12 protein-coding genes and 2 pseudogenes are annotated in these 19,957 nt (G+C 74.3%); 2 read left to right on the forward strand and 12 right to left on the reverse strand.

Translation table 11 applies throughout. The annotated features are described in order from the left end of the window. Positions 1 to 37 precede the first annotated feature (37 nt). From GEV43_RS53190 to GEV43_RS05020, 4 genes and pseudogenes are all read right to left on the reverse strand, one after another. A pseudogene (locus GEV43_RS53190) lies at positions 38 to 769 on the reverse strand (DUF2079 domain-containing protein); the annotation flags it as partial. 196 nt (positions 770 to 965) lie between these two features. Next, positions 966 to 3,563: an FtsX-like permease family protein gene (locus tag GEV43_RS05010; protein WP_160819671.1), complete on the reverse strand. Its 2,598-nt coding sequence runs from the start codon at positions 3,561 to 3,563 to the stop codon at positions 966 to 968. Next, the gene (locus GEV43_RS05015) at positions 3,564 to 4,277 is read right to left on the reverse strand and encodes an ABC transporter ATP-binding protein (RefSeq protein ID WP_160819672.1); all 714 of its coding nucleotides are present in this window, start codon (positions 4,275 to 4,277) and stop codon (positions 3,564 to 3,566) included. Then, positions 4,274 to 4,897, reverse strand: a complete 624-nt coding sequence (locus GEV43_RS05020; protein WP_160819673.1) for a PadR family transcriptional regulator — start codon at positions 4,895 to 4,897, stop codon at positions 4,274 to 4,276. The genes GEV43_RS05015 and GEV43_RS05020 overlap by 4 nt, the downstream gene beginning before the upstream one ends. 136 nt (positions 4,898 to 5,033) lie before the next feature. On the opposite strand from GEV43_RS05020, the gene GEV43_RS05025 reads away from it, so the two are divergent. Next, a complete protein-coding gene (locus GEV43_RS05025; protein WP_160819674.1) occupies positions 5,034 to 5,846 on the forward strand; it encodes a hypothetical protein in 813 nt (270 codons plus the stop codon). A gap of 76 nt (positions 5,847 to 5,922) precedes the next feature. On the opposite strand, the gene ilvC is transcribed toward GEV43_RS05025, so the two are convergent. The 4 genes and pseudogenes from ilvC to GEV43_RS05045 form a co-directional block, all read right to left on the reverse strand. Further along, positions 5,923 to 6,906: a ketol-acid reductoisomerase gene (gene ilvC / locus GEV43_RS05030; protein WP_160819675.1), complete on the reverse strand. Its 984-nt coding sequence runs from the start codon at positions 6,904 to 6,906 to the stop codon at positions 5,923 to 5,925. Positions 6,907 to 7,019: 113 nt separating this feature from the next. After that, positions 7,020 to 7,544: an acetolactate synthase small subunit gene (gene ilvN, locus GEV43_RS05035; protein WP_160819676.1), complete on the reverse strand. Its 525-nt coding sequence runs from the start codon at positions 7,542 to 7,544 to the stop codon at positions 7,020 to 7,022. A 5-nt stretch (positions 7,545 to 7,549) separates the two neighbouring features. Further along, a pseudogene (locus tag GEV43_RS05040) lies at positions 7,550 to 9,294 on the reverse strand (acetolactate synthase large subunit). 311 nt (positions 9,295 to 9,605) lie between these two features. Beyond that, entirely contained in the window at positions 9,606 to 12,608 is a 3,003-nt protein-coding gene (locus GEV43_RS05045; RefSeq protein ID WP_160819677.1) for a bifunctional diguanylate cyclase/phosphodiesterase, read from the reverse strand. 582 nt (positions 12,609 to 13,190) lie between these two features. On the opposite strand from GEV43_RS05045, the gene GEV43_RS05050 reads away from it, so the two are divergent. After that, positions 13,191 to 14,156, forward strand: coding sequence for a PQQ-dependent sugar dehydrogenase (locus GEV43_RS05050; RefSeq protein ID WP_309239462.1), 966 nt, complete (start codon positions 13,191 to 13,193; stop codon positions 14,154 to 14,156). Between the two features lie 152 nt (positions 14,157 to 14,308). On the opposite strand, the gene gatB is transcribed toward GEV43_RS05050, so the two are convergent. From gatB to GEV43_RS05070, 4 genes are all read right to left on the reverse strand, one after another. After that, the gene (gene gatB / locus GEV43_RS05055; RefSeq protein WP_160824314.1) at positions 14,309 to 15,793 is read right to left on the reverse strand and encodes an Asp-tRNA(Asn)/Glu-tRNA(Gln) amidotransferase subunit GatB; all 1,485 of its coding nucleotides are present in this window, start codon (positions 15,791 to 15,793) and stop codon (positions 14,309 to 14,311) included. Positions 15,794 to 15,807: 14 nt separating this feature from the next. Then, positions 15,808 to 17,310: an Asp-tRNA(Asn)/Glu-tRNA(Gln) amidotransferase subunit GatA gene (gene gatA / locus GEV43_RS05060; protein ID WP_160819678.1), complete on the reverse strand. Its 1,503-nt coding sequence runs from the start codon at positions 17,308 to 17,310 to the stop codon at positions 15,808 to 15,810. A gap of 33 nt (positions 17,311 to 17,343) precedes the next feature. Beyond that, positions 17,344 to 17,694, reverse strand: coding sequence for an Asp-tRNA(Asn)/Glu-tRNA(Gln) amidotransferase subunit GatC (gene gatC / locus GEV43_RS05065; protein ID WP_160819679.1), 351 nt, complete (start codon positions 17,692 to 17,694; stop codon positions 17,344 to 17,346). 94 nt (positions 17,695 to 17,788) lie between these two features. Further along, complete coding sequence (locus GEV43_RS05070) at positions 17,789 to 19,894, reverse strand: bifunctional diguanylate cyclase/phosphodiesterase (protein WP_160819680.1); 2,106 nt, start codon at positions 19,892 to 19,894, stop codon at positions 17,789 to 17,791. Positions 19,895 to 19,957 lie beyond the last annotated feature (63 nt).

The raw sequence follows: 19,957 nt of genomic DNA on the forward strand, positions 1-19,957 counted from the left end.
GCCGCGCGGGCAGGTCGGGGCCGAGCGAGCCGTACGCCCAGTAGTAGTCGTTGTCGCCGCCGAACGCCGCGATGAGCAGCCGCGAGCACACCCACGTCGCGACGAGCCCGACGAGGATGTAGGCGGCGCCGGCCCGGCGGTCCTCGGGCAGCCTCCGGACCCACTGGAGCAGACCGCGCAAACGGGACGTCCGCCCGGCGTCCGCCCGCGTCGCCCCGTCGCCGGGGACGGGCGCGGGCTCCTGCTGACGGCGGACGAGCAGGTAGAGGCCGAAACCCGCGAGCAGGAGGCCCATGTCCTCCTTGGCCAGCAGCAGGACGAACGCCGCGACGGCCGCCTGGCCCCGCCGGCCCGCGTCGTACCGTTCGACCATCAGCGCCGACAGCAGCGGGACGAACGCGACCTCGTGGAAGTCGAACGCGAGCGCCTCGGCGACGGGCCACGACAGCGCGTACGCGGCCGAGGCGCAGAACGCGGCGCGGTCGCCCAGGCGGCGGCTCGTGTAGCGCCAGATCGGCACGATCGCCAGCGCGAGCAGGACGCCCTGCGCGACCAGCAGCGTGCCGGGCCCGTCGTGCAGCCGGTAGAACGGCGCGATCACGGCGAGCAGCGGCGAGAAGTGGTCGCCGAGGATCGCGAAGTCGGGCCCGAACCCGTTGTGCACGCCCTTGACCATCGCGACGGGCGCGTCGAACCGGCTGTACGAGCGGACCGCCTGGTCGAAGATCACCAGGTCGTACGTGCTGGCCCGGAACGCCCGCAGCCGCATGAGCGAGTACGCGGCGTTGAGGACCGCGGCCGCGGCGACCAGTGCGGCGAGCGCCGCGTCCGGACGGCGCGACCGCCGCTCGCGACCCGCCGGGGCCCCGTCCGCGGGCCCCTCCACGATCACTGCCTCGGCCACGCGCCAGGACGCTACCAGCAGCCCCGGCGCGTGACCGAACCGTGAGGAGCCCGCCCGCCGGTCAGGCCGTGAGGCGCCGCGCCATCGGCAGCCGCGCACGGGTGGACAGCCCGGCCGCGAGCATCGCGGCCAGCGGGACCGCGATCCCGATCAGCCCGAGCAGCGGCCACGGCACGTCGATGATCGGCCCGTGCCCGGCCGCCGCCGCGCCGCCGCCCCCGTCCGGGCCGGCGTCCACCATGGTGAGCGGGCGGGCCACCGCCATCCCCGGGACGAGCCCGGCCGCGAGGCCGAGCCAGCACCCGAGCGCCGCGACGAACCCGGCCTGTCCCATCGCCAGCAGCCGCCGCGTGCGGGGCCGCGCCCCAATGGCCGCGAGGGTGGCGAGGTCGGGGCGGGCGTCGGCGGCGGCCAGGCCGGTGGCGATCAGCGATCCGCCGAGCGCCAGCACCGTCCCGGTGACGGCGAGGACGAGCAGGACCGTGCCGTACGACTCGGTGAAGCCCCGCTCGACGTAGACGCTGCCGCTGTAGCGCGACACCACGTCCCTGATCCGGCCCTCCTCGTGCTTGGTGACCTTGTGGTCCGCGCGGTCCACGCCGAACAGGGCGGTCCGTGCGGGCAGGCCGATCCTCCGCGCGACGGACGGCGGCACGATCGCGCGCACGTGCGAGTCGCCGCCGAGCACGGCCACCGGCAGCCCGGCGACCGTCCGCACCGGCTTCTCCTCGTCCCGCTCCCAGACGGCCACCTTCGCGGTGACCGTGCCGTCCGCCGGCGGCTCGACCCCGAAGAGCACGACCTTGCCGGCGTTCAGCGCCGAGATGACGGCGGGGTCGTCGCGGCCGAGCAGCATGCGCGCCTCCTGCGCGCCGCCCACCACGTTCTGCGCGGTGATCTCCCGCGCGTCGGCGTTCGCGGCGGAGAAGGCGACGAACGGGCACGGCTTCGCCGGGACGGCCGGGCAGGCCCCTCCCTCCTCCGGCAGGGTCCGCACCTCGACCAGCGGCACGCCGGGCACCTCGGCCCGCACCGCCCTGCCGACCTCATCCGCGCGTCCCTCCGGAGGACGGACGACGGCGGCGCCGGACGGCAGCCGGGGCTCGTACTCGCGGCGCCGCTGCTCGAAGTCGCTCGCGCCGCCGATGGCGAGCACGGTGATCCCGGCGACCGCCGCCATGATCGCCGCGACCACGGGCGCGGACCGGCCCCGGTTGCGCGCGCCGTCCCGGACGGCGAGCCGCAGCGGCAGGTACCGCGCCGCGCGGGCTGCGGCGCCGACCGTCCACGGCGCGAGCAGCACGCAACCGACGATGATCGCGACCGCCCCGGCCACCGCGCCGTACTCGTGCCACTTCCGCGCCCCGGCCAGGCTCAGCACCAGGCCGGCGACGACCAGGACGCCGCCGGCGATCGGCCGGCCGCGCGGGGTCCGGCCGGCGTCGCGGCGCCCGGCGAGCGCGGCGGCCACGTCCATCCGCGCGGCGCGCCGCGCGGGCACGTACGCGGCGGCCAGCCCGCTGAGCAGGCCGGTCGCGGGCGTGGCCAGGACCGCAACCCAGGGCACGTCGAACGGGCCGAGGCCCGTTCCGGAGACCCGGTCCAGCACCGGCACGGCCGCCGCCGCCACCGCGATCCCGAGCACCGCGCCGCCGACCGCCGCGATCGCGCCGAGGATCCCGCCGCCCGCGAGGACGATCGCGCGCAGGTGCCGTTCGTCCCCGCCCGCCGCCGCGACCAGCGCGAGCCGCCGCCGCTGCCGCCGGACGCCGACGGCGAACGCCGGCCCGGTGAGCAGCACGACCTCCAGCACGATCATCGCGACGGCCAGCGCGACGATGCCGGCCTCCCCGGCCTGCGGACCGCCGCCGGACACTCCGGGCGGGACCCGCGACGCGGGCGGCGGGTGGTCGACGACGGCGCGGGACAGCACGCCGAGGCCCAGCTTGTTGAACCTCCGGACGTCCGACCACGTGACCGCGCGCCCGGCCTTGACCAGCCACTGCGGCGCGCCGCCCGCACCGGCGAACTCGCCGGGAAGGCCGACCGCGAGGTTCGCGCGGGGGCTGCGCGGGTCGCGCACGAAGCCGACGACGCGCTTCGCCGTCCCGCTCCGGTCCACCCGTACGGGCGCCCCGAGGGCGATCCCCCGCCCCTCGAACGACGCGGACAGCGCGATCTCGCCGGGACGGGCCGGGGCCCTCCCCCGCTCGATCCGCAGGACGCCGGCCGCGAGCGGATCGCGCAGGTCCAGTTCGGTGACGTCGGCGGGGACGTCCGCGTGCCCCGCCCGCACGGCGGCGACCTTGCCGGTCCCGAACGGCACCACGCGCGCTCCGGGCCCGTACTCCGCCGCGACGAGCCGCTGGAACTCCCCAGTCGTCCACGGACGCCCGCCCTCCGGCGCGTCGCCGAGGACGCCTCCGTCGTCGTACGGGCCCTGCTGGAGCTCGCCACGCCCCGTCCCGCTGAACCGCGCGTCGGCGGCGCCGATCTCGTACGGCAGGGACTCCTTGGCCGACCACTCGCTCGTCCGCATCAGCACGGCCATCGCCACGACGGCCATGACGGGCAGCCCGATCATCGCCACCACCAGCGCCGTGCGGCCCTTGGACCGCGCGGCGTCGCGCCAGGCGATCCGCAATGCCGCCCGGTTCACTCAGGCCCCCCGCAGCAGGGACTCGGGGCCTGGGCGGTCGCCCGTGGCGTCGGTCATGCGGCCGTCGCGGAGGAAGACCACTCGATCGGCCCAGGCGGCGTGCCGGGACTCGTGCGTCACCATCAGGCACGCCGCGCCGGCGTCGCACCGGCCGCGCAGCAGGCGCATGATCTCCTCGCCGGTGTGCGAGTCGAGGGCCCCGGTCGGCTCGTCGGCGAGGACGAGCCGGCGGTCGCCGACCAGCGCGCGGGCGATCGCGACGCGCTGCTGCTGGCCGCCGGACAGCTCGTCGGGGAACCGGTCGGCGGCCTCGTCGAGGCCGACCTCCCGGAGCGCGGCGAGCGCCTCGCGGCGCGCCCGGCGGGCGCGGACGCCGTCCAGCTCGCGGGGCAGCATCACGTTCTCGGCGGCGGTGAGGCCCGGGACCAGGTTGAGGTCCTGGAAGACGTAGCCGACGCCGCGGCGGCGCAGCGCCGAGCGGGCGGCGCGGCCGAGCGCCCACACGTCGGCGCCCTCCACCTCGACCCGGCCCGCGGTCGGCGCGTCGAGACCGCCCGCGACGGTGAGCAGCGTGGACTTGCCCGAGCCGGACGGTCCCATGACCGCGACGAACTCCCCCGCCTCGACGGTCAGGGCGATGCCGGACAGGGCGTGCACGAGCGTGGCGCCCGCGCCGTGGTCGCGGGAGACGCCGGTCATCGCGAGGACGCTCATCGGCGCGCCTCCTTCGGCGCGGCGGGCGGCGCGGGCTCGTCGGCGGGCGCGGGCGCCTCCGGCGGCGCGTCGCCGGGCCGGGGGGCCGCGCCGGACGCGCCGCGGGCGACGAACGCCTCGCAGTGGTCGAGCCAGCGCACCTCGGCCTCGGCCTGGAAGATCATGGACTCCAGGACGAGCCGCCACGCGCGCTCGGACTGGTCGGCGGGGAGCGCGGGGGCGGCCGCCTTGAGCCGGGTGAGGTCCTGGAGCGAGCGGAGCGAGGCGGTGCGCTGGGTCTGCACGACCTGTGCGACGTCCACGCCGGGCGTGGTCACGGCCATCGCGAGCTTGATCGACAGCTCGTCCCTCGGACGGTCGCCGCGCGCGATCGGCGTGCCGAACCAGCCGCGCACCTCCCGCTCCCCCTCCGCCGTGATCCGGTAGACGAACCGGCCCTCCTCGTCGGCCCCGACCCGGGTGACCAGCGCGTCGCGTTCGAGGCGGGAGAGCGTCGAGTAGACCTGCCCGATGTTGAGCGGCCAGGTGGAGCCGGTGGACGACTCGAACTCGGCTCTGAGCTGGTAGCCATAGCGGGGCCCCTGGGACAGCAGCGCCAGCAGGCCGTGACGGATCGACATGCCTACCAAGTATGCATACGGAGTATGCCTTGGGCAATACCGAGTATGCAGTGCCGCGACATGCCGGTCGGTTCTCACCGTGCGCGGTCGTGCGGGGCCTTAACGTAACCCCTGTCCCCGCCCGTCAGGAGAGACCGTGACCTCGGACTGCACGATCAGCGTTCTGCGCGACGTCCTGCGCGTGTACGACCACAGGTTCCTCGACCTGGACCGCGACCAGCGCGAACGGCTCGTCGACGGCACCCGCCGCGTGCTCGGCGAGGACGGCCTGAGCGACGCCGCGCGCGCCGCGCTCCCCGCCTCGTACCGGCTGCGCGCATTCTGCATCCAGCACGGGCTGCGCGACGAGCTCGAACGGCTCGTCCGCGACGAGGTGGAGGGCAACCCGGCGGGCGCGGTCGTGGTGGGCGGCCGGGTCTACGCGCTCTACCCCTATCTGCGCGGCGTGCCGCGGCAGGACGCCGACATCACCGCCGAGGTCGGTGTGGAGCAACGCCTCGACGCGGTGGCGCGGCAGGGCGGCTCGGTGCGGATCCGGGGCCGGGCGGCGCTCCAGCGCGTCGACACGCACCGCACCTCGGTGGAGCTCGTCCTGCGCGAGCGCGCCTCCGGCGCCGAGCACCGCTTCGCGGCCGAGGCGCGCGACGACGGCTTCGAGGCCCGCCTCGACCTCGCCGTCCCGGGCCCGGGACGCTGGGACGTCCACGTGGCCGCGACGGCCCTCGGGGTGACCCGCGAGGCGCGCTTCGGCGCGAACCGTTCGCCCAAGCTCAAGACCGCCGCGCCCGACCCCGCCGACCCCGACGCCGCCGACCCGGCGCGGCGGATCATCGACGCCGCGCGGGACGCCACGGTCTACCTGACCGGCGACGGCCATCTGGCGGTGCTGGTCGAGAGGGCGCCCCGGCCGCCCCTGCGCACCAGGCTCAGGCACCGCCTCTCCCGCTGACCCGCGGCGGGCCGCGTCTCGAACGCGGCGACGCGCCGCCCCGGGCGGGGACGGCGCGTCGCCGGGACGGGCCCGCTCAGTCGTTCAGCCAGCTCATCATCGGGCGCAGCTCGGCGCCCGTCTTCTCGATCGGGTGCTTGGCCAGCTCCTCGCGGTACTTGCCGAACTCCACCTGGCCGCCCTCGAACTCGCTCACCAGCTCCTTGGCGTACTGCCCGGACTGGATCTCGCCGAGGATCTTCTTCATCTCCGCCTTGGTCTCGGCGGTGATGATGCGCGGTCCGCGCGAGTAGCCGCCGTACTCGGCGTTGTCGGACACCGACCAGTACATCTTGGAGATGCCGCCCTCGTACATCAGGTCCACGATGAGCTTGAGCTCGTGCAGCACCTCGAAGTAGGCGATCTCCGGCTGGTAGCCGGCCTCGGTCAGCACCTCGAACCCGGTCTTGACCAGCTCGGACGCGCCGCCGCACAGCACGGTCTGCTCGCCGAACAGGTCGGTCTCGGTCTCCTCGGGGAAGGTGGTCTTGATGCCGCCGGCGCGCAGGCCGCCGATGCCCTTGGCGTAGGACAGGGCGAGCTCCCAGGCGTTGCCGCTGGCGTCCTTCTCGACCGCGACCAGCACCGGCACGCCGCGGCCCGCGGTGAACTGGCGGCGGACCAGGTGCCCGGGGCCCTTCGGCGCGACCATGGCCACGTCCACGCCCTCCGGGGGCTGGACGAGGTCGTAGCGGATGCTGAAGCCGTGGCCGAAGAACAGCGCGTCGCCCTCGACCAGCGCGGGCTTGATGTCCTTCTCGAAGATCTCCCGGTGGTGGTGGTCCGGCGCCAGGAGCATGATCAGGTCGGCCTCCTCGGCCGCCTCGGCCGGGGTGACGACGCGCAGGCCCTCGGCCTCGGCCTTCTCCCGGCTCGGGGAGCCCTCGCGCAGGCCGATGCGGACGTCGACGCCGGAGTCGCGCAGCGAGAGCGCGTGCGCGTGCCCCTGGCTGCCGTACCCGATGATCGCCACGTGCCGTCCCTGGATGACGCTCAGGTCGGCGGCGTCGTCATAGAACATCTCAGCCACAGTGCTGCTGCCTTTCGTTGGTCTTGGGTGGGGTTCGCGTCACGAGCCGGACTCCGTCGGCGCCGCGACGGACCGTGCTCTGCCCGCTGCTGCCTTCGCCTCGCTCAGGCACTGCGCTCGATGGCGCGCAGCGAACGGTCTGTGATGGAGCGGGCGCCGCGGCCGATGGCCACCATGCCGGACTGCACCAGCTCCTTGATGCCGAACGGCTCCAGGACGCGGATGAACGCGTCGAGCTTGTCGCGGTTGCCGGTCGCCTCGATGGTGACCGCGTCCGGCGCGACGTCCACGACCTTGGCCCGGAACAGGGTCACGGTCTCCAGCACCTGCGACCGGGTCTCGGCGTCGGCGCGGACCTTGACCAGCACCAGCTCGCGCTGCACCGACGCCGAGGTGTCCAGCTCGACGATCTTCAGCACGTTGATCAGCTTGTTGAGCTGCTTGGTGACCTGCTCCAGGGGCAGGTCCTCGACGTTCACCACGATCGTCATCCGGGAGATCTCCGGGTGCTCGGTGGTGCCGACCGCGAGGGACTCGATGTTGAAGCCGCGCCGGGAGAACAGCGCCGCGACCCGCGCGAGGATGCCGGGCTTGTTCTCGACCAGCACCGAGAGGGTGTGCAGGCTCATGACGGTCAGTCTCCGTTTTCCCAGTCGGGGGCCATGTCCCGAGCGATCTTGATGTCGTCGTTGGCGGTGCCGGCCGCGACCATCGGCCACACCATGGCGTCCTGGTGCACCACGAAGTCGATCACGACGGGCGCGTCGTTGATCTCCATGGCCTTGGCGATGATCCCGTCCACGTCCTCGGCGCGGTCGCACCGCAGGCCGACGCAACCGTACGCCTCCGCGAGCTTCACGAAGTCGGGGATCCGCCGCGAGTGCAGGTTGGTGTGCGAGTAGCGGCCCTCGTAGAACAGCGTCTGCCACTGCCGGACCATGCCGAGGTTGCCGTTGTTGATGACCGCGATCTTGACGGGGATGCCCTCGATCGCGCAGGTCGCGAGCTCCTGGTTGGTCATCTGGAAGCAGCCGTCGCCGTCGATCGCCCACACCTGCGTGTCGGGCGCGCCGGCCTTGGCGCCCATCGCCGCGGGGACCGCGTAGCCCATCGTCCCCGCGCCGCCCGAGTTGAGGAACGCGCCGGGCCGCTCGTACTTGATGAACTGCGCCGCCCACATCTGGTGCTGCCCGACCCCCGCGACGTAGTACGCGTCGGGGCCGACGAGCTGCCCGATCCGCTCGATGACGTACTGCGGGGACAGCGAGCCGTCGTCCGGCGTGTCGTACCCGAGGGGTAGGTGTCGCGCCAGGCGTTGAGCTGCCGCCACCAGTCCTCGTAGGCGTTGGTCCGGCCGGCGTCGTGCTCGGCCTGGACCGCCACGATCAGGTCGGCGATCACCTCGCGGGCGTCGCCGACGATCGGGACGTCCGCGTGCCGGTTCTTGGAGATCTCCGCCGGGTCGATGTCGGCGTGCACGACCTTGGCGTGCGGCGCGAACCCGTCGAGCTTGCCGGTGACCCGGTCGTCGAACCGGGCGCCGAGCGCGACCAGCAGGTCGGCCCGCTGGAGCGCGCCGACCGCGCCGACGCTGCCGTGCATGCCCGGCATCCCCATGTGCTGCGGATGGCTGTCGGGCAGCGCGCCCTTCGCCATCAGCGTGGTGACGACGGGCGCGCCGGTCAGCTCGGTCAGCACCTTCAGCTCGGCCGCGGCGCCCGCCTTCAGCACGCCGCCGCCGACGTACAGCACCGGCCGCTCCGCCTGGGCGATGAGCCGTGCCGCCTCCCTGACCTGCTTGGAGTGCGGCCGGGTGACCGGGCGGTAGCCGGGGAGCTGGAGCTGGACGGGCCACTCGAAGCCGACGGTCGCCTGGAGGGCGTCCTTGGCGATGTCGACCAGGACCGGTCCAGGACGGCCCGTCCCGGCGATGTGGAACGCCTCGGCGACCGTGCGGGCGATGTCCGACGCCTTGGTCACCAGGAAGTTGTGCTTGGTGATCGGCATCGTGATGCCCGCGATGTCGGCCTCCTGGAACCCGTCGGTCCCGATCAGCGAGGTCGCCACCTGCCCGGTGATCGCGACCATCGGCACCGAGTCCATGTAGGCGTCGGAGATCGCCGTGACCAGGTTCGTCGCGCCGGGGCCGCTCGTCGCCATGCAGACGCCGACCTTGCCGGTGGCCATCGCGTACCCCTGCGCGGCGTGCCCGGCGCCCTGCTCGTGCCGGACGAGGATGTGGCGGAGCTTGCGGGAGTCGAACAGCGGGTCGTACGCCGGGAGGATCGCGCCCCCCGGAATGCCGAACACGGTGTCGACGCCGACGTTCTCCAGGGCGCGGACCAGCGCCTGGGCTCCCGTCATCTGTTCGGTCGTCATGTTCCTGTTTCCTTGGGGAGAAGTCTGTTGTGCCCGCTGGGAACGCCCGCCTCGGCGCGGTTCTCAAGGTCACACGGCCAACAAAAAACCCCCGCCGCCGGGTGGCGGTCGAGGGGCGCGCGCAGGACGAGGGACTCGGTCAGCCTGCGCGCCGACCAAGTACTACGAGGATGATGGAACTGCTCTGCACGCAAGCCACTTTCGCCGACTTCCGGCCGCCGGTCAAATCCTTGGACACTTTGTCTCGCTATTTGAGACGCCCGTGGCCCTTCCTTGGCACCCGGCGAGCAATTGCCCGACGTCGGCGTCCACTATCTGACGTCGGCGTCCACGGGCGGCAGCTCGGCGTCGCTGAGCGGGAGGCGGGCCCCGCCGGGCAGTCCGCGGGCGGCGAGGTTGGTGCGCACGAGCGACTCGGCCCGTCCCGCCGCCATCGGCCGGGCCACCAGGAAGCCCTGCCCGCGCGGGCACCGCATCTCGCGCAGCAGCTCCAGCTGCTCGGGCCGTTCGATGCCCTCGGCCACCACGGTGAGCCCGAGGTCGCTGCCGAGCCGGACGATCGTGCGCGTCAGCAGGGTCAGCGTCTCGTCCGAGCCGAGCCCCGCCACGAACGACGGGTCGATCTTGATGATGTCGACCGGGAGCTGCCCGAGGTAGGCGAGCGAGGCGTACCCGGTGCCGAAGTCGTCGATCGCCAGCCGCACGCCGAGGTCGCGCAGCGCCGAGAGGCGCTCGACGTTGTGCCCGGCGTCCTCGACCAGCACCTCCTCCCGCACCTCCAGGGTGAGCGCCCGGGGCGGCAGGCCGGTCTCCTCCAGCGCCGCCGCGACCGACTCCACGAACCGGGGCGCGGCGATCTGCCGGGCGGTGAAGTTGACCGACAGGCCGACCTCCCACGAGTCGCGGCGCCAGCGCGCCACCTCCCGGCACGCCTCGCGCAGCACCCAGTCGCCGAGCGGGATCATCAGGCCCGACTCCTCGGCCGGGCCGATGAACTCCTCCGGCGGTACGGACTCGTTCCCCCGCCACCAGCGCAGCAGCGCCTCCACGCCCGTCACCCGCGAGGTCTCCAGCTCCACCACCGGCTGGAACTCCACGGCGAACTGCTCCTCGGCGAGCGCCCGCTGGAGGTCGCTGCCGAGTTCCAGCCGCCGTACGACGTCGGTGTGCATGTGCGGCGCGAACACCTCGACCCGGCCGCCGCCGAGCTCCTTGGCCCGGGCCATCGCGAGGTCGCCGTTGCGGATCAGGTCGGCCGCGCCGCGGCGCAGCCGGCGGCCCGCCTCCGGGCCGGTGCCCGGCTCGGGCCGACCGCCGCGCGCGGGCGCGCCGTCCTCCGCGAACGCGATGCCCACGCTGGCGGTGAGCGCGATGCCCTTGCTGCCCACCCGGTACGGCTCGACCGACAGGGTGCGCAGGAGCCGTTCGGCCAGCTCGACCGCGGCCCGCGTCTCGCCCCGGCCGTCCTCGGGGAGCTGCACGAGCACCGCGAACTCGTCGCCGCCCCAGCGCGCGACCGTCCCGTCGGAACGGACCGTCGCGCGGAGCCGCCGCGCCGCCTGCGCCAGCACCTGGTCGCCCGCCGCGTGGCCCGCAGAGTCGTTGACCGCGGTGAAGCCGTCGAGGTCGACGAACACGACCGCGACCTTCCCGGCGCGGCCCGCCCCGGCCGCCGACAGGGCGCGGGACAGCACCTCGCGGGTGCGCTCCTCGAAGTAGGCGCGGTTGGGCAGGCCGGTCAGCCCGTCGTGGAACGTCAGGTGCGCGACCTGGCGCTGGAGCGCCGCCTGCTCGCTGAGGTCGCGGGTGGTGATCAGGAGCCGTCCCGGCGCGCCGCCGGTGCCGCTGTAGCGGGACACGGTCGACTCGGTGGGCAGCCATGTCCCGTCGGCCGCGCGGACGCGGCAGGCGACGCGGAGCGCGTCGGCGGGCGCCTCGCCCGCGTGGACGCCCGTCCCGGCCCGGTCGGCCCCGGCCTCCGCGGCATCTCCCGCGTCCCCGGCGTCCCCCGCGTCGAGGAACCGGCGGAACACCTCCTGGACGCGCGGCAGGTCCTCAGGGTGGATGATCTCTCCGAGCGGGCGCCCGAGGATCTCCTCGGGCTCGTACCGGTAGGTGCGCAGCGCGCCCGCGCTCGCGTACTGCACGGTCGCGTCGAGGTCGCAGATGAGAACGGCGTCGTTGATGCTCTCCGACAGCGCCCGGAAGTGCTCCTCGCCCGTGTCGACGGCCTTGCGCAGCGCGTCGTTCTCCCGCAGCAGCCCGGCGAGGCGCGCCAGCAGCACCAGCGCCGCCGTGCCCGCCACGAACGACACGACCGGCTCGATGCCGTCGGCGCCGGTCAGCGAGTGGCCCGCGACGAACAGCGCCGCGGCCGCCGCGACCGCCGCCGGGGCGAGGCCCGGCCCGATCACGCGCCCGCGCCCGTCGCCGCCGCGCCGCGCGCCGCGTGCCCCGGCCGCGACCGGGCCCGTCCAGGGCACCAGCAGCAGGAGCAGCAGCCCGGCGAGGCGGAGGATGTCGGCGGGGTCGTCGGCCGGGACGCCGCCGCGCAGCCGGACGACCGCGGTGACGATGTCGCCGACCGCGAACGCCGCGAGCGCCCCGTACCCCATCCAGGCCGCGCGGCGGTGCCCGTGCGCGGCGCCGAGCGCGAACGGCAGCGCGCCCCACACCAGGACCACGTCGATGAGCGGGTAGAGCAGCTCCAGCGAGAACTCCGACGGCGACTCCCCCGACCGGTGGTAGAGGGACCCGAACACCCCCACCCAGCCCAGGACGAACAGCGCGCAGGCGCACACGTAGGTGTCGGAGGCGTACCGCACCCAGGTCCGGGCGTCGCGCGGCAGCCGGATCGGGACGACGAGGCCCGTCACGAGCGCGGCCTCGGCCGCCAGGTAGAACAGGTCGGTCACCGACAGCGACAGCGCGCTGCGGCTCTGCTCGGACGACACCGCGCTCCCGACCGCGCCCGCGAACCAGAACGCCGCCGCGAGCCCGTACCAGCGCCAGGACGCCCGCCAGACCGCCCCGAACCGGGCGGACACGCCGCCCTCAGGAGCGTCGTCCGCGTCGGAGACCGCGTCGGAGGCCGCGTCGAGCCGGGCCGCCTCCCCGGCGTCCTTGGTGCGGCGGGCCGTCAGCAGCAGCGAGACCGCGGCGGCTGCGGCGGCGCCCGCCTCGGCCCAGGCGAGGAACGCCGTCCCGCCCCAGCCCATCAGCGAGCCGACGGCGTAGAGCACGCCCACCACCGCGACCGCGCCCACCGGCACCGCTCGCGGCGGCGGCAGCCGCCTGGCGTTCTCGCCGCTCATCGCGCCGCTTCCCTTCCTGCCCCGTCGGAGCGCTCGCCCTCCCCCGGGCGCACGCGTACGCCCGGTGGGGGGAGGTGTGTCCAGATGCCTCTCCGGTCGCTCGGATAACGCCCGGAGGGAGATGGATCGTGCCCCGCGCAGGGTCGGCGCGGGGCCGGCGGCGAGCGCGTCGGCTGCGCCGGCCGGAGATCAGCGACGTTGCTGCAGTGCGGGATCACCGTGATACGCAATGTACGTTCCGTAGGTCACGGAGCGATTGAGGCTGGGCGTCCTCCCGGCGACGAACGGCCTAGTCGGACGTCCGCCGGCGACCGCCCGCGCCCCCGGGCCGGCCCTCCCCTGAGCCGGCCGCGAAAGCGCCGCAGGCAGCGCACACGGCCGGACGTGGCCGCCGCGCGGTCGCCGCCCGCCCCTTGAGCCGGGGGCTCGCGTGTGCCTTGATGGGCCAATGCGCCGCGCCCCCGCTGTTGTGGCCCTTCTCACCGTCCTGCCTCTCGCCGGCTGCGCGGACGGCTCGCCCGCGGCACGGACCCCGGCCCCTGGCGCCGTCCCGACATCGGCCGCGGCGTCGTTCCCCCGGGCGTGTCGTCCGGCCCGGGCGCGCCGTCCCGGCCGGGCGAGCCGCGCGTGCTGGTGCGCGACCGGCGCGTCACCTGGGGCCTGGCGTTCCTGCCCGGCGGCGACGCGCTGCTCACCGAGCGGGAGAGCGCCGAGATCCTCCGCGTCACGCCCCGGGGCGAGGTGGACGAGCTGGGCAGGATCCCCGGCGTCGTCGCGCGGGGCGAGGGCGGGCTGCTGGGCGTCGCCGTCTCCCCCACGTTCCTGCACGACCAGTACGTCTACGTCTACCTCACGTCGGCGTCCGACAACCGGATCGCCCGCTTCCGCCACATCGGCGGCGTCGGGAAGCTGGAGACCCTCGTGACGGGCATCCCGAAGGGCGGCAACCACAACGGCGGACGGCTGGCGTTCGGCCCCGACCGGATGCTGTACGCCTCGACCGGTGAGGCCGGCCAGGAGGAGCACTCGCAGGACCGCGAGTCCCTCGGCGGCAAGATCCTGCGCATGACGCCCGACGGGCGGCCCGCCCCGGGCAACCCGTTCGGCACGCTCGTCTGGTCGTACGGCCACCGCAACGTCCAGGGCCTCGCGTGGGACGGCAAGGGCCGCATGTACGCCACCGAGTTCGGCCAGAACCGCTTCGACGAGGTCAACCGCATCGAGAAGGGCCGCAACTACGGCTGGCCCGTCGTCGAGGGCGCCGGCGACGACCCGAAGTACACCGACCCCCTGGTCACCTGGCCCACAGCGGAGGCGTCCCCGTCCGGCCTCGCCTACACCCCCGGCAACCTCTGGGCCGCCGCCCTCCGCGGCGAACGCCTCTGGCAGATTCCCCTGGAGAACGGCAGGGCAGGCCGCCCCATCGCCCACTTCCGCAACCGCTTCGGCCGCATCCGCGCGGTCGTCCCGTCCCCCGACGGCCGCTCCCTATGGCTCACCACCGACAACGGCACCGCCGATGGAATCGTCGTGGTCCCCCTGCGGTGAACGCCCTCAGAGCTCCATCGCCCGGCGGGCGCGGGCCTCGATGAGGTTCGCCGGCCGACGGCCGGCCCTCTGGCGCTGGGGCGTGGTCGGCGTTCCCCGGCTCATGGGGCCGACCGCCGTCCCGCGGTGGGGCGGGACGGCGGGCCCGGGTGTCAGGAGGCGCCGAGCTTTTCGAGGATGAGCTCGCGGGCGCGGCCCGCGTCGGCCTGGCCCCGGGTGGCCTTCATCACCGCGCCGACGAGGGCGCCGGCGGCGGCGACCTTGCCGCCCCTGACCTTGTCGGCGGCGTCGGCGTTGTCGGCGATCACCTGGTCGACGACCGAGGCGAGCTCGCCCTCGTCGCTGACGATCTTGAGGCCGCGGGCGGCCACGACGTCGTCGGGGGCGCCCTCGCCCGCGAGGACGCCCTGGAAGACCTGGCGGGCGAGCTTGTCGTTCAGCTCGCCGGCGGTGACCATCGCCTGGACGCGCGCGACCTGCTCGGGCGTGACGGGCAGGTCGGCGAGCTCGACCGAGCGCTCGGTGGCGTGGCGGGACAGCTCGTTCATCCACCACTTGCGGGCGGACGGCGCGTCGGCGCCCGCCGCGATCGTCGCCTCGATGAGGCCGACCGCGCCCGCGTTGACCACGTCGCGGAGCTCCATGTCGGACAGGCCCCACTCGCGCTGGATCCGGGCGCGGCGGGCGGCCGGCAGCTCGGGCAGGGACGCGCGGAGCTCCTCCACCCACTCGCGGGACGGCGCCATCGGGACCAGGTCGGGCTCGGGGAAGTAGCGGTAGTCCTGCGCCTCCTCCTTGCTGCGCCCGCTGGTCGTCCGGCCGGTGTCCTCGTGGAAGTGCCGGGTCTCCTGGACGATGCGCCCGCCCGCGTCGAGGACGCCCGCCTGGCGCTCGATCTCCGAGCGGACCGCCCGTTCGACCGAGCGCAGGGAGTTGACGTTCTTGGTCTCGGTGCGGGTACCCCACTCGGACGCGCCGCGCGGCATGAGCGAGACGTTGACGTCGCAGCGCATGGAGCCCTCCTCCATGCGGACGTCGGAGACGCCCAGGGAGCGCACCAGCTCGCGCAGCTCGGTGGCGTAGGCGCGGGCGACCAGCGGCGCCCGGTCGCCCGTCGCGGTGATCGGCTTGGTGACGATCTCGACCAGCGGGATCCCGGCGCGGTTGTAGTCGACCAGCGAGTGGTCGGCGCCCTGGATGCGGCCGGTGGCGCCGCCGACGTGCAGCGACTTGCCGGTGTCCTCCTCCATGTGGACGCGCTCGATCTCGACCCGGTACGTCTCGCCGTCGACCTCGACGTCCAGGTGCCCGTCGACGCAGAGCGGCTCGTCGTACTGGGAGATCTGGTAGTCCTTCGGCATGTCCGGGTAGAAGTAGTTCTTGCGCGCGAACCGGCACCACTCCACGATCGTGCAGTCGAGCGCGAGGCCGATCTTGATGATGCCCTCGATCGCCGCGTGGTTGGTCACCGGCAGCGAGCCCGGCAGGCCGAGGCACACCGGGCAGACCTGCGTGTTGGGCTCCGCGCCGAACGCGGTCGGGCAGCCGCAGAACATCTTGGACGCGGTGCCGAGCTCGATGTGCGTCTCGATGCCGAGGACCGGCTCGAACCTCGCGAGCGCCTCGTCGTACGGCATCAGGGTCGGGGTCGTCACTTGGCAGCCTCCGCCAGCTCGGGGGCCTCGGCCAGCAGCGGGCCGCCCCAGCGGTCTTCCAGGGCCCGTTCGACGGCGGCGCCGACGCGGTAGACGCGGTCGTCGCCGAGGACGGGCGCCATGATCTGCAACCCGACGGGCAGGCCGTCGGCGAGCCCGCACGGCACCGAGATCGCCGGGTTGCCCGTCAGGTTGGACGGGATCGTGCACAGGTCGGCCAGGTACATCGCCATCGGGTCGTCGGCGCGCTCGCCGATCGGGAACGCGGTGGTCGGCGTGGTCGGCGAGACCAGCACGTCCACCTGCTCGAACGCCGACTCGAAGTCGCGGTTGATCAGCGTGCGGACCTGCTGCGCCTTGCCGTAGTAGGCGTCGTAGTAGCCCGACGACAGCGCGTAGGTGCCGAGCATGATGCGGCGCTTGACCTCCGGGCCGAAGCCCTCGGCGCGGGTCAGCGCCATGACCTCCTCGGCGCTGCGCGTGCCGTCGTCGCCGACCCGCAGCCCGTAGCGCATCGCGTCGAACCGGGCCAGGTTGGACGACGCCTCGGACGGCGCGATCAGGTAGTACGCGGGCAGCGCGTACGAGAAGTGCGGGCACGACACCTCGACGACCTTGGCGCCGAGCGACTCCAGCAGCTCGACCGCCTCGGCGAACCGGGCCGACACGCCGGGCTCGTAGCCGTCGCCGGCGAACTCCTTGACCACGCCGACGCGCAGCCCGGCGACGTCGGCGCGGCGGGCGGCCTCCACGACGGGCGGGACGGGCCGGTCGATCGAGGTGGAGTCCATCTCGTCGTGGCCGCTGAACGCCTCGTGCAGCAGCGCGGCGTCGAGCACGGTGCGGGCGAACGGTCCGGGCGTGTCGAGCGACGAGGCGAACGCGATGACCCCGTAGCGGGACGAGCCGCCGTAGGTGGGCTTGACGCCGACGATGCCGGTGACCGCGGCGGGCTGCCGGATCGACCCGCCGGTGTCGGTGCCGGTCGACAGCGGCGCCTCGTACGCGGCGACGGCCGCCGAGGACCCGCCGGACGAGCCGCCCGGGACGCGGGTGAGGTCCCACGGGTTGTGGGTGGTGCCGAACGCGCTGTTCTCCGTGGAGGAGCCCATCGCGAACTCGTCCATGTTGGTCTTGCCGAGGATGACCAGGCCCGCGTCGCGCAGCCGCCTGGTGATCGTCGCGTCGTACGGGGGCCGCCAGCCCTCCAGGATCCTGGATCCGGCGGTGGTCGGCAGGTCGCGGGTGGTGAACACGTCCTTGTGCGCGACCGGGACGCCCGCGAGCGGCCCGAGCGCGGCGCCCGAGGCGCGGCGCTCGTCGACCGCGCGGGCCTGCGCGAGGACGTTGTCGCGGTCGACGTGCAGGAACGCGTTGACCTGCCCGTCGACGGCCGCGATCCGGTCCAGGTGCGCCTGCGCGACCTCGGCGGCGGACGTCTCGCCCGAGGCGATCAGCGCGCCCAGCTCGGCCGCGGTCTTCCTGACCAGTTCCGTCATCTCACGCCCCGCCTTCCGGTGCCTTCGGCCCGCTCATGCTTCCTCGTCCAGGATCCGGGGGACGCGGAAGCGCTGCCCCTCGGCGGCCGGGGCGGCCGCGAGGGCCTGCTCCGGCGCGAGGGACGGCCGGACCTCGTCGGCGCGGTAGACGTTGGTCAGCGGCAGGGCGTGCGAGGTCGGCGGGATGTCCTCCGCCGCGACCTCCTGCACCCGCGCGACCGCGGAGATGATCTGGTCGAGCTGGGCGGCGAGATGGCCGAGCTCGTCGTCGCCGAGCGCCAGCCGGGAGAGCCGGGCGAGGTGGGCCACCTCGTCGCGGGTGATGGCTCCGCCCGGCTCTCCGTCTCGGCCGGAGCCGTCACTGGCGGCGTGCTCATCGAACATGTAAGAGCCGTTTCCTGCGATCGGTTGGATTCACAGGCCATCCTATGGGCCGGGGCGTCCCGGGCCGACCGGTTTACCCGGCCATGATCGGGGGTCAGGCGGCGGGCTCGGGTGCGCGTTCCACCCGGCGGCGCAGCCAGTCGGTGGCGGTGGCGGCGTCCATCGGGCGGCCGAAGTGCCAGCCCTGCGCGGCGTCGCAGCCCATCTCGCGCAGCATCCGCGCGGTCTGCGGGTCCTCGACGCCCTCGGCGACCGAGCGCAGGCCGAGGGTCCGCACGAGGTCGACGATGGAGCGGACGATCACCGCGTCGTCGGCGGAGGCGGTGAGGCGGCCCACGAACGAGGAGTCGATCTTGATCTCCTCGACCGGGAGGCGCTTGAGCCGCACCAGCGACGAGTAGCCGGTGCCGAAGTCGTCCAGGCTGAGCGGGATGCCGAGCTCGGCGAGCGCGCCGACGGTGTCGGAGGCGTAGGCGGGCTCGTTCATCAGGATCCGCTCGGTGATCTCCAGTTGGAGCGCGGCGGCGGGCAGCCCGCGGGAGAGCAGGCCCTCCTCGATCGTCTCGGTGAGGCCAGTGTCGAGCAGGTCGCGGCCCGAGGCGTTCACCGCCACCTGGACGGTGAGGTCGTCGCGCCACCAGGCGGCGGCCTGGGTGAGCGCGGCGTCGACCACGTGGTGCGTGATCGAGCGCATCAGGTAGGTCTGCTCGGCGACCGACAGGAACGCGCCCGGTTCGAGGAGGCCCTGGTCGGGATGGCGCCAGCGCAGCAGCGCCTCCATCCCGACGAGCTGGTCGTCGTGCAGGGAGATCTTGGGCTGGTAGAACAGCTCCAGCTCGCCGCGGTCGAGGGCGCGGCGCAGGTCGCCGAGCATGCTCAGCCGCGCCGGGGAGTTGCGGTCGCGGCCCGGCTCGTACACCTCGACGCCCGTGCGGGCCTGCTTGGCGTTGTACATCGCGACGTCGGCGCGCTGGAGCAGCAGCTCGAAGTCGGGCGCGTGGTCGGGGAACAGCGCGATGCCGACGCTGGCCTCCAGGTCGAACGACATGCCGTCGAGCCGGACGGGCTCGCTGAGCGCGGCGCGGAGGCGGGCGGCGACCTCGCGGGCGGCGGCCTCGTCGCGCACGGTGGGCAGCAGGACGGCGAACTCGTCGCCGCCGAGCCGGGCGACGAGGTCGCCGGGGCGGACGCTGTGGGTCAGCCGGTGCGCGACGAGCTGGAGGAGGCGGTCGCCCGTCGGGTGCCCGAGGGTGTCGTTGACCTCCTTGAACCGGTCGAGGTCGAGCAGGAACAGCCCGGCGCGGGGATGCGGTCCGTCGGCGGTCCTGCGGCCCCGGCGCCGGGCGGGGCCGAGACCGGCGACGCCGCCGGGTCTGCGGGTCTCGGCGATCGCCTCCTCGGTGCGGACGATCAGCAGCTTGCGGTTGGGCAGCCCGGTCAGCCCGTCGTGCAGCGCCTGGTGCTCGCGCCGCACGGACACCGAGGCGTTCAGGTAGACCGCGATGAACGGCAGGACGATCAGCGGGATGAACAGCGCGGACCGGTCCATCGCGACGACCATCATGGGCGCGAGGCCGAGCAGCGCGAGGTGCACGAGCACCTGGTAGGCGAGGTCCCAGCGCAGGGCCTTGAGGAGCGAGACGCGTTCGTGCAGGGCGACCGCGGCGGCGACGAGCGTGTCGTTGCAGGCGAAGTAGACGGCGCCGGCGAGCGCGATGGCGGGCAGGTCGCGGCCGTCGGGGACCCACAGCGCGGTCGGGGTGCCCTGGTCGCCGGCCAGCACGAGGACGAGCTGCGCGGCGGCGAGGCTGAGGGTGTACTGCGCGGTGTTGAACGCGATGCGGTGCGGGGTGCGGCCCCGGAAGATCCCGCAGGTGATCACGGCGGCGGCCTGGAGCGCGGCGGCGATGGGCAGCCCGGCGTACAGCAGCGCGGCGAACGAGAACGTGGTGGAGGTCGTCGCCCCGTTGTTCTCGGTGGAGCCCGGCGTGATGATCGGCCGCAGCTCGCCGAACACGATGAAGCAGCCGAGGAGCCAGAAGACCGGGTTGCGGGCGAGCGCGTCGAGGTCGTCGCCGCCCAGCCCGGTGAAGGCGGCGCCCGCGGCGGCCACGCCGAGCACGACGACGGCGACGAAGTAGATCCACAACGGGGAACCCCGGCGCGGCGCCGTGTTCCGCGTGTTGTTCGGGTCCTTCATCACATCCTCGGGGGTTCGGGGGCCGTCCCCGGGTCCGGGCCGCTCCGGGAGGCGGGGGCTGCC

This window comes from Actinomadura sp. J1-007 (assembly GCF_009793335.1).
Classification (GTDB): domain Bacteria; phylum Actinomycetota; class Actinomycetes; order Streptosporangiales; family Streptosporangiaceae; genus Spirillospora; species Spirillospora yumaensis.